The following is a 7,909-nucleotide window of genomic DNA, read 5'->3' as shown; positions in this document are numbered from 1 at the left end:
TCTGAACGAAGAAGAACGCAAGGCCGAAGTCTTCCTGAAACCCGAAGAAGTGTCATTGGCTATCGGTAAGGGAGGTTTGAACATCAAGTTGGCCAGCATGTTGACAGAATACACCATCGACGTCTTCCGTGAACTGGATGACAGTGCCGTTGAGGACGAAGATATCTATCTCGACGAGTTCCGCGACGAAATAGACGGATGGGTGATCGACGCCATCAAGTCTATCGGTATAGATACTGCCAAGGCAGTGCTCAACGCGCCCCGTGAAATGCTGATCGAAAAGACCGATTTGGAAGAAGAAACGGTGGACGATGTATTACGTATTTTGAAACAGGAGTTTGAAGACGACAACAATGAGTAAGTCCGAGCGAACAGCATGACTTACCCCACTTCTTTCTCCACTATTATTCATTAAAATTAAAGTATGACGATTAGGTTAAATAAAGTAACAAGAGATTTGAATGTAGGAATTACGACGGCTGTCGAATTCCTGCAAAAGAAAGGGTTTACCGTGGAGGCAAATCCTAACACGAAGATTACGGATGAACAGTTCGAAATGCTCAAGAAAGAGTTCAGTACAGACAAGGATCTCAAGATGAAGTCTGAACGTTTCAGCCAGGTACGTCAGAACAAGGAGCGTAATAAGGCTTCTGTATCGATCGACGGATACGAAACGGAAACTCAGGAGAAAACGAAGTCAGAAGAAATCAGAACTGTGATTCCGGAAGATATACGCCCGAAGTTCAAGCCAGTAGGTAAGATCGACCTTGACAAGCTGAACCGTCGTCCGGTAGTGGAGAAAGAGGAAGAAGTACATAATACGCAAATGGAGAAGAGTACCGAGGAAAAAAACGTGGAAACAATAGAGAAAGTAGAAGAAGTGGCCACCAATGTACAGGCTGAACAGGAGACAACTGTAACGGCCGATGAATCCGACAAACAAGTAGAAGAGTCACAGCCCGAGCCGCAGGCACAGGTTGTTTCTTCGCAGCCCGAGCAGACCTTGGTACAGGATGCCGCAGCTGCCGACAGTCAGGAAGACGTAGTGTCTGCCAGTCAGCAAGCCGAACCAGCAGAAGAACCTCTTCAGGAAAATGCGTCTGCATCGGACGAGGCAGATGGAGCGGAACCTGAAGCTGAGCATACGGAAGAAACGAAGAAATCGGGCGAGGAGGAAATCTTCAAGATTCGCCAGCCGGAGTTCGTTTCGAAAATCAATGTCATAGGACAAATCGACCTGGCTGCTTTGAACCAGTCTACACGCCCCAAGAAGAAATCGAAGGAAGAAAAGAAACGCGAGCGTGAAGAGAAGGAAAAGCAGCGCATGGATCAGCGCAAGCAGATGAAAGAAGCCATCATTAAGGAAATCCGTCGGGAAGACAGCAAGATGAAGGACATCAACGATGGAGACTTGGGCGGCAAGAAGAAACGCGTGCGCATCAATAAGGAAAAAGTAGATATCAATAATGCTTCCAACTTCCAGCGTGGAGGAAACGACCGTCAGAAAGGTGGTAACCCGATGGCGGGAGTGCCCGGACAGCCAGGTAGCGGAAAGAAGAATAAGGATCGCTTCAAGAAGCCTGTAGTGAAACAGGAGGTAAGCGAAGAAGATGTTGCTAAGCAAGTAAAAGAAACGTTGGCACGTCTTACAGCCAAAGGTAAGAGTAAGGGAGCCAAGTACCGTAAAGAGAAACGTGAACAGGCGGCCGACCGTATGCACGAACTCGAAAATCAGGAAATGGCCGATAGCAAAGTACTGAAGCTGACGGAGTTTGTAACAGCTAACGAATTGGCAAGCATGATGGACGTACCTGTGACACAGGTAATCGGAACTTGCATGAGCATCGGTATTATGGTATCTATCAACCAGCGTCTCGATGCCGAGACTATCAACCTGGTAGCCGAGGAGTTTGGCTTTAAGACCGAGTATGTCAGTGCCGAAGTGGCTCAGGCCATTGTCGAAGAAGCTGATGCAGAAGAAGACTTGCAGCCTCGTGCCCCGATTGTTACTGTGATGGGTCACGTAGACCATGGTAAGACATCGTTGCTCGACTATATCCGTAAGGCTAACGTTATTGCCGGTGAGGCGGGTGGTATCACGCAGCACATCGGTGCATACAATGTGAAGCTGGAAGACGGACGCCGGATTACATTCCTCGATACACCGGGCCACGAAGCCTTTACTGCCATGCGTGCCCGTGGTGCCAAGGTAACAGACGTTGTTATCATCATCGTGGCAGCCGACGACAATGTGATGCCGCAGACCAAAGAAGCTATCAATCATGCCATGGCTGCCGGTGTGCCCATTGTTTTTGCCATCAACAAGATTGATAAACCGACTGCCAACCCCGATAAGATTAAGGAAGAACTGGCAAGTATGAACTTCCTCGTTGAAGAATGGGGTGGTAAATATCAGTCACAGGATATATCGGCAAAGAAGGGTATTGGTGTTCCCGAACTGCTTGAAAAAGTTTTGCTCGAAGCCGAAATGCTTGACCTGAAGGCTAATCCCAACCGGAAGGCAACAGGTTCTATCATTGAGTCTTCACTTGATAAAGGTCGTGGTTATGTGGCAACAGTGCTCGTTTCGAACGGTACCTTGAAAGTGGGCGATATCGTGTTGGCCGGAACCAATTATGGTAAGGTGAAAGCCATGTTCAACGAACGTAACCAGCGTATGAAAGAAGCCGGTCCGGCTGAACCCGCTCTGATCCTGGGTCTGAACGGTGCGCCGGCTGCAGGTGATACGTTCCACGTAATCGAAACCGAACAGGAAGCACGCGAAATTGCCAACAAACGCGAACAGTTGCAGCGCGAACAGGGATTGCGTACACAGAAGATGCTGACGCTGGACGAAGTAGGACGTCGTTTGGCTTTGGGCGACTTCCACGAACTGAACATTATTGTGAAGGGCGACGTGGATGGATCTGTCGAAGCTTTGAGCGACTCTCTTATCAAGCTGTCTACCGAGCAGATTCAGGTTAACGTTATTCACAAGGGTGTGGGACAGATTTCCGAATCCGATGTTTCGCTGGCCGCCGCTTCCGATGCTATTATTGTCGGCTTCCAGGTACGTCCGTCTAACTCGGCAGCCAAGTTGGCCGAGCAGGAAGGTGTAGATATCCGTAAGTATTCTGTGATCTACGACGCTATCGAGGAAGTGAAGTCCGCTATGGAAGGTATGCTTGCTCCGACTGTGAAGGAACAGGTAACTGCAACCATCGAAGTACGCGAAGTATTCAACATCAGCAAGGTTGGTATGGTAGCTGGTGCCATGGTGAAGACTGGAAAGGTGAAACGAACCGACAAGGCACGCCTTATTCGCGATGGTATTGTAATCTTTAGCGGAAACATCAATGCACTGAAACGCTTCAAGGACGATGTGAAGGAAGTAGGTACTAACTTCGAGTGTGGTATCAGCTTGACCAACTGCAACGACATCAAGGTGGGCGATATCATCGAAACCTATGAAGAAGTAGAAGTAAAGCAGACATTGTAATTTGAATAGTTGATTCTTCAGCCGCAGCTAACGCGGATGACATAGATTTTGTGCTGCACGAATGATTCGTGTTGTCATACTGCAAGGGAAAGTGAAATCTGCGTTGTCGGTGTTGCCTGCGGCTGAAGTTTATATAATAAATAAGGTAATGCCGAAACAGAAGAATACTTTTGGCCATAGCCTTGCAAATAGAGAGAAGCATGACAACGATTGATATCATCATACTTGTTATTGTAGGTATCGGGGCAGTGCTGGGATTTATCAAAGGTTTTATTAAACAGCTGGCATCCCTGCTCGGACTGATTGTAGGACTATTGGCTGCTAAAGCCTTGTATGCTTCGGTAGCCGAAAAGCTATGTCCTGCTCTGACCGATTCCATGACGTTTGCACAAATACTGGCTTTTGTCCTGATCTGGATTGCGGTACCTTTGGCTTTTACGCTGATAGCCGCTTTACTGACTAAAGCCATGGAGGCTGTTTCCTTGGGTTGGGTGAACCGTTGGTTGGGCTCGGGGCTTGGCGCATTGAAGTATCTTCTGCTGGTCAGTCTGCTGATTGGTGTACTCGAATTCATCGATTCCGATAATTCACTGATTGATAAAACAAAAAAGAAAGAATCGGTGTTATATTATCCCATGGAATCGTTTGCCGGCATCTTCTTTCCTGTGGCAAAAACAGTTGCAGAAGAATTTGTAAACGGTGATTTGGACAAACTTTCGGTTGACTTATAGTATAGTGATTCATAAATAATTCATTGATTTTATATTGTGATGCAAGAAGAACCCAATAAATATGTCAAGGAACTCACGCAGGAGAAGTACAAATATGGCTTCACCACCGACGTGCATACCGATGTCATCGAGAAGGGCTTGAACGAAGACGTTATCCGTCTTATCTCCCAAAAGAAGGGTGAGCCCGACTGGATGCTGGAGTTCCGCCTGAAGGCTTACCGCCACTGGCTGACACTGGAGATGCCCACATGGGCTCACCTCCGCATTCCCGAGATTGACTATCAGTCCATCTCTTACTATGCCGACCCGACTAAGAAGAAGGAAGGTCCCAAGAGTATGGACGAAGTGGATCCTGAACTGATCAAAACCTTCAATAAACTGGGTATTCCCTTGGAGGAGCAGATGGCACTGAGCGGCATGGCCGTGGATGCCGTGATGGACTCCGTCTCTGTAAAGACTACTTTCAAGGAAACACTGATGGAGAAAGGCATCATCTTTTGTTCGATGAGTGAAGCCATTCGCGAGCATCCTGATCTGGTGCAGAAGTACTTGGGCTCGGTTGTTCCTTACCGCGACAATTTCTTTGCTGCGCTTAATTCCGCTGTATTCTCTGACGGATCGTTTGTTTACATCCCCAAAGGTGTACGTTGTCCCATGGAATTGTCTACTTACTTCCGTATCAATGCGCAAGGTACAGGGCAGTTTGAACGTACACTGATTGTGGCCGATGACGATGCTTACGTTTCCTATCTGGAAGGCTGTACGGCTCCAATGCGTGACGAGAACCAGCTTCATGCTGCCATCGTGGAGATTGTGGTACACGACCGTGCCGAGGTGAAGTACAGCACTGTGCAGAACTGGTATCCCGGCGATGCCGAAGGCAAGGGTGGTGTTTATAACTTCGTCACCAAACGTGGCATCTGTAAGGGTGTGAACAGTAAGCTGTCGTGGACGCAGGTCGAGACGGGTAGTGCCATTACCTGGAAGTATCCTTCGTGCATCCTGGCAGGCGACAATTCTGTGGCTGAGTTTTACAGCGTAGCCGTGACCAACAACTACCAACAGGCCGATACAGGTACGAAGATGATACACATCGGAAAGAATACCCGTTCGACCATTGTCAGCAAGGGTATTTCGGCCGGACGGAGCGAGAATTCATACCGTGGCTTGGTTCGTGTCAGCCCCAAGGCTGACAATGCCCGCAACTACAGCCAGTGCGACTCGTTGCTGCTGGGCGACAAGTGCGGTGCACATACCTTCCCCTACATGGACATTCACAACGAAACGGCGGTAGTGGAACACGAAGCTACTACCAGCAAAATCAGTGAAGACCAGATATTCTATTGCAACCAGCGCGGTATTTCGAGCGAAGACGCCGTGGGGCTTATCGTCAACGGCTATGCCAAGGAAGTGCTCAACAAGTTGCCCATGGAGTTTGCTGTCGAGGCTCAGAAACTGCTGAGCATCTCGCTGGAAGGCAGTGTGGGATAAATGATGAATGAACAATGCAGAATTAAGAATCAAATTGAATGAGGAAGTCGGGATGAGGAAAAAGTAATTCTTCGTTTTTCATTCTTCATTCTTAATTACATAAGTTATGTTAGAGATAAAAGACCTTCATGCCAGCATCAATGGCAAAGAGATATTGAAAGGCATCAACCTTACCATCCGCGACGGTGAGGTACACGCCCTTATGGGGCAGAATGGTGCCGGAAAGAGTACGCTGAGCAATGTTCTTGTAGGCCATCCTGCTTACGAAGTGACACGTGGCTCCATTACTTTCAACGGAAAGGACCTGCTGGCCCTTTCGCCCGAAGACCGTGCTCACGAGGGTATCTTCCTTTCCTTCCAGACGCCGGTCGAGATTCCCGGTGTATCGATGGTGAACTTTATGCGTACTGCCGTCAACGAGCAGCGCAAGTATCGCCATCTGCCTGCTCTTTCGGCAAGCGAGTTCCTGAAGCTGATGCGCGAGAAGCGTGCCATCGTCGAGTTGGACAGCAAACTGGCTAACCGTTCGGTGAACGAGGGCTTCAGCGGCGGTGAAAAGAAGCGCAACGAAATCTTCCAGATGGCTATGCTGGAGCCGACTTTCGCCATTCTCGACGAGACAGACTCTGGCCTTGATGTGGATGCGTTGCGTATTGTGGCCGAGGGCTTCAATAAGCTGCGCACGCCGCAGACTTCGGCTATGGTCATTACGCACTATCAGCGTCTGTTGGACTATCTGAAGCCTGATGTGGTACATGTCCTCCTGAACGGCCGCATTGTGAAGACCGGTGGTCCCGAACTGGCAACAGAAATCGAGAACCGCGGCTTCGACTGGATAAAGAAAGAGCAGTTAAATGAAGAATGAAGAATGAAGAATGAAGAATTGCTGTTTTTCGCTTATGGATTGGAGGTAAATTCTTCATTCTTCATTCTTCATTCATAATTCTTCATTGAGATTATGAGACCCGAACAACAATACATAGACCTGTTCTCGCAGTGCGAGGCCATGATATGCCAGCACAGTTGCGAGGTGATGAATGCCCCCCGTGCAGCGGCGTTTGCCGATTTCGAGCGTCTGGGCTTCCCCACCCGCAAGGACGAGAAATACAAGTACACCGATGTCAGCAAACTGTTCGAACCCGACTACGGGCTCAACCTGAAGCAGCTCGACATACCAGTCAATCCGTACGACGTGTTCAAGTGCGACGTGCCCAACATGAGCACTTCGCTCTATTTTGTTGTGAACGATACTTTTTATAGCAAGTCATTGCCCAAGTCGCATTTGCCCGAAGGCGTGCTTTTCGGCAGCTTACGTCAGCTGGCAGCGGAGCATCCCGAACTGGTGAAGAAATACTACGGCAAGCTGGCCGATACATCCAAGGACGGAGTGACTGCCCTCAACACGGCTTTGACGCAAGACGGTGTGCTGCTTTATGTGCCTAAGAACGTAGTGGTAGAACGCCCCATTCAGTTGGTCAATATCCTGCGCAGCGACGTCAATCTGATGGTGAACCGTCGTGTGCTGATTGTGCTGGAAGACGGTGCGCAGGCCCGTTTGCTGGTATGCGATCATGCAATGGATGCAGTCAACTTCCTGGCTACACAAGTGGTGGAAGTCTTTGTGGGACAGAATGCCGTACTCGACCTCTACGAGCTGGAGGAAACACATACCAGCACCGTGCGTGTCAGCAGCATGTACGTCCGTCAGGACAGTGGAAGTAATGTCTTGCTGAACGGTATGACGCTGACAGGTGGCACCACACGCAATACTGTCAACGTGACCCTGGCTGGCGAGAATGCCGAAATCAACCTCTGCGGCATGGCCATTGCTGACAAGAACCAGCATGTCGATACTCACACCGTCATCGACCATGCCGTGCCCCGCTGTACGTCGAACGAGCTTTTCAAGTATGTGCTCGACGATCAGGCTACGGGTGCTTTTGCCGGACTGGTACTGGTTCGTCCCGGTGCACAACACACCAGTTCGCAGCAGACCAACCGCAACCTTTGTGCCACGCGCGAGGCTCGTATGTACACGCAGCCACAACTGGAAATCTATGCCGACGACGTGAAGTGTAGCCACGGTGCGACGGTCGGTCAGCTGGACGACGCAGCCTTGTTCTACATGCGTCAGCGTGGTATTCCGATGTACGAAGCCCGTCTGTTGCTGATGTTTGCTTTCGTCAAC

5 protein-coding genes and 1 pseudogene are annotated in these 7,909 nt (G+C 49.4%); all 6 read left to right on the top strand.

What is annotated here, in order from left to right; translation table 11 throughout:
- A pseudogene (locus QVP67_RS02370) lies at nucleotides 1-361 on the top strand (transcription termination factor NusA); the annotation flags it as partial.
- 63 nt (nucleotides 362-424) lie between these two features.
- Nucleotides 425-3,499, top strand: coding sequence for a translation initiation factor IF-2 (gene infB, locus QVP67_RS02365; RefSeq protein ID WP_022161953.1), 3,075 nt, complete (start codon nucleotides 425-427; stop codon nucleotides 3,497-3,499).
- Between the two features lie 200 nt (nucleotides 3,500-3,699).
- Nucleotides 3,700-4,230 carry a CvpA family protein gene (locus QVP67_RS02360; RefSeq protein WP_022161952.1) on the top strand — a complete coding sequence of 177 codons (531 nt, stop codon included), beginning with the start codon at nucleotides 3,700-3,702 and terminating at the stop codon, nucleotides 4,228-4,230.
- Nucleotides 4,231-4,266: 36 nt separating this feature from the next.
- On the top strand, nucleotides 4,267-5,721 hold the full coding sequence (sufB, locus tag QVP67_RS02355; RefSeq protein WP_287640595.1) for a Fe-S cluster assembly protein SufB: 1,455 nt from the start codon (nucleotides 4,267-4,269) through the stop codon (nucleotides 5,719-5,721).
- A gap of 106 nt (nucleotides 5,722-5,827) precedes the next feature.
- Entirely contained in the window at nucleotides 5,828-6,586 is a 759-nt protein-coding gene (gene sufC, locus QVP67_RS02350; protein WP_022161950.1) for a Fe-S cluster assembly ATPase SufC, read from the top strand.
- A gap of 93 nt (nucleotides 6,587-6,679) precedes the next feature.
- Nucleotides 6,680-7,909: Fe-S cluster assembly protein SufD (gene sufD / locus QVP67_RS02345; RefSeq protein WP_288179820.1), on the top strand; the 1,230-nt coding region annotated here is incomplete at its 3' end.

Source organism: Bacteroides sp. CAG:633 (assembly GCF_000435115.1).
In the GTDB taxonomy this organism is placed as follows: Bacteria; Bacteroidota; Bacteroidia; order Bacteroidales; family Bacteroidaceae; genus Bacteroides; species Bacteroides ndongoniae.
Note: the sequence above shows the minus strand (reverse complement) of the source record. Positions and strands in the feature narration are given on the sequence as shown.